The organism is Bradyrhizobium sp. (genome assembly GCF_052389815.1).
Taxonomy (GTDB): domain Bacteria; phylum Pseudomonadota; class Alphaproteobacteria; order Rhizobiales; family Xanthobacteraceae; genus Bradyrhizobium.
The window spans coordinates 1-2,505 of sequence record NZ_JBQTHN010000036.1; the positions used below are offsets into that span (position 1 = coordinate 1).

At 67.0% G+C, this 2,505-nt stretch carries 2 protein-coding genes; both read left to right on the top strand.

What is annotated here, in order from left to right; all coding sequences use genetic code 11:
- Window positions 1-147: 147 nt before the first annotated feature.
- Window positions 148-1,524: an NAD(P)/FAD-dependent oxidoreductase gene (locus ACT4OC_RS07930; protein WP_444838420.1), complete on the top strand. Its 1,377-nt coding sequence runs from the start codon at window positions 148-150 to the stop codon at window positions 1,522-1,524.
- On the top strand, window positions 1,485-2,417 hold the full coding sequence (locus ACT4OC_RS07935) for a polyphosphate kinase 2 family protein (protein WP_444838421.1): 933 nt from the start codon (window positions 1,485-1,487) through the stop codon (window positions 2,415-2,417). Before ACT4OC_RS07930 ends, ACT4OC_RS07935 begins: the two co-directional genes overlap by 40 nt.
- The last annotated feature ends 88 nt before the right edge of the window (window positions 2,418-2,505 follow it).

The window sequence follows — 2,505 nt, forward strand, 5'->3', positions numbered from 1 at the left end:
GGCCGTCGCGCATTGCTCAACGCAGGCTCCGCGGCTTCCAGGCCACTCCTTGACGACGGCAAGCGCGGCGTCACACTGCAGCCGGTCGGGGCGCGCTCATCCGCGTCCAACTTGATAGTTGCTACGATCGGGTTGAAAGGAAGTCTAATGCCACCAGATCACATCCGCATGCCGGAATCGCTATGGGCCGCGGTGACGCCGCCCGGGCCCGAGTTGCCGCAGCTCGTGGGCACCGAGCAGGCCGACGTCGTCATCGTCGGCGCCGGCTTCACCGGCCTTTCCACCGCGCTTCACTTGCGCGAGACGGGTGTCGACGTCGCCGTCGTCGAGGCCGCCGAGCCCGGCTGGGGCGGCTCGGGCCGCAACCACGGCCAGGTGATCCCGACGCTGACGCGGCCCGATCCGGAAGACGTCGTGGCCAAGCACGGCGCCGCCGGCGAGCGTTTCGTCGCGCTGCTGCGCGACTGCGCCTCGACGCTGTTCGATGTCGCGCGCCGCTACCAGATCGAGGCCGAGCAGGAGCAGACCGGCTGGGTGCAGCCGGTGCATTCGCCCGGCCGCATGGGGATCGCGGAGCGCCGCGTGCGGCAATGGTCGAAGGCCGGTGCACCGGTGGAGCTGCTGTCGCGCGAGCAGGTGCGCGACATGCTCGGCTCCGATGCGTGGTTCGGCGGCTTCTGGAACAGGACCGGCGGCCACGTCAATCCGCTGGCGCTGTCGCGCGGCTTGGCGCGCGCCGCGCTCGATCGCGGCGCACGCATCTTCGCGCGCTCGCCGGTTTCTCGCTTCGAGCGCCGCAACAACAGCTGGATCGTCACGACGCCGCTGGGGCAGATCGCCGCCCGCGCGCTGATCCTCGCCACCAATGCCTATACCGGCGAATTCGCCAAAGCGCTTGCCCCCGAGATCGCGCGCGAGGTGATGCCGGTGCGCTCGTGGCAGATGGCGACCGAACCGCTGTCCGATGCCGCCCGCAAGATCGTGATCCCCGGCCGGCAGGCGATGTCGGACACCCATGGCGAGCTCTACTTCGCCCGCTATGACGCCCGCAACCGTCTCGTCACCGGCGGCGCTCAGATCGGCACCGGCGCCGACAGCCTGAAGGCCAGCGTCGCCGCGCGCCTGAAGCGGCTGTGGCCGGAGATCGGCGAGGTCAGGTTCGACTATGTCTGGAACGGCTATGTCGGCATGACCACGGATTTCCTGCCGCGCATCCATCGCCTCGGCCCCGACGCCTTCGCCTGGGCCGGCTGCAACGGCCGCGCGGTGGCGCTGTCGATCGCCATCGGGCAGGAGCTTGCGAAAGCCGCGCAGGGCGTCGCCGAGCGCGAGCTCGCCCTGCCGTTCACCGAACCCTTGCCCTGGGTCGCGCACGGCCTCTTGCGCCGTCTCGCACCGCTGATGCTGATGGTCTATCGTCGCCGCGACGCGGCCGAAATTCCCGACGGTCCATCGGGGCCGCCTCAACCGGAGCACATGATCGCATGGGCAAGCAATCTTCGAAATCGCTGGCGGACCAGCTGAAGCCCTTCATCGCGCCGTTCCGCTATGACGGCGACGGCGAATTTCACCTGAAATCGTTCAAGACCGCCGAGAAGGGCGGGCTCGACAAGGAGGAGGGCGAAAGGATCATCGACGCCAACCGCAAGCGGCTGTCCGATTTCCAGGAGAAGCTCTACGCGCAGGACCGATGGTCGCTGCTATTGATCTTCCAGGGCATGGATGCCGCCGGCAAGGACAGCGCCATCGAAAGCGTGTTCGACGGCGTCAATCCGCAGGGCTGCGAGGTCACCTCCTTCAAGCAGCCGACTTCCACCGAGCTCGACCACGATTATCTGTGGCGCGCGGCGATCGCGCTGCCCGAGCGTGGCCGCATCGGCATCTTCAACCGCTCGCACTACGAGGAATGTCTCGTCGTGCGGGTGCATCCGGAGATACTCGCCAAACAGAAGCTGCCGCCCGTGCTGGTGACGAAGGACATCTGGCGCGAACGCTTCGAGGATATTTCCTGCTTCGAGCGGCATCTTGCCCGCAACGGCACCGTGGTCCTGAAGTTCTTCCTCAACGTCTCCAAGCAGGAACAGCGCGAGCGCTTCCTCGAGCGGCTGGAGCAGCCTTCGAAGAACTGGAAGTTCTCCATGGGGGACGTCGCGGAACGCGGATTGTGGGCGAAGTACCAGGCCGCCTGTCAGGATATGATCCGCCACACCGCGACGCGCCATGCGCCCTGGCACGTCGTGCCGGCCGACCACAAATGGTTCGCCCGCGTGGTGATCGGCTCGGCGATCGTGGCCGCCCTCGACGAGCTCGACCTGCACTTCCCGAAAGTCGACAAGGCAGACCGCAGCGAGTTCAGGCAGGTTCGCCAGGCGCTGCTCGACGAGGACAAGAAGGCGGCCGTGAAGGGTGGGGCCTAGCGAATGATGGCGCTTGGTTTGATCGTCGTTTGGCGGACTCAGTTCACCTCTCCCTTCGGGAGAGGTCGATTTGCGCAGCAAATCGGGT

Excerpts from the sequence above, each read along its gene's own strand:
- ACT4OC_RS07930 (WP_444838420.1), top strand. The coding sequence starts at position 148 with ATGCCACCAGATCACATCCGCATGCCGGAATCGCTATGGGCCGCGGTG.
- ACT4OC_RS07935 (WP_444838421.1), top strand. The coding sequence starts at position 1,485 with ATGGGCAAGCAATCTTCGAAATCGCTGGCGGACCAGCTGAAGCCCTTC.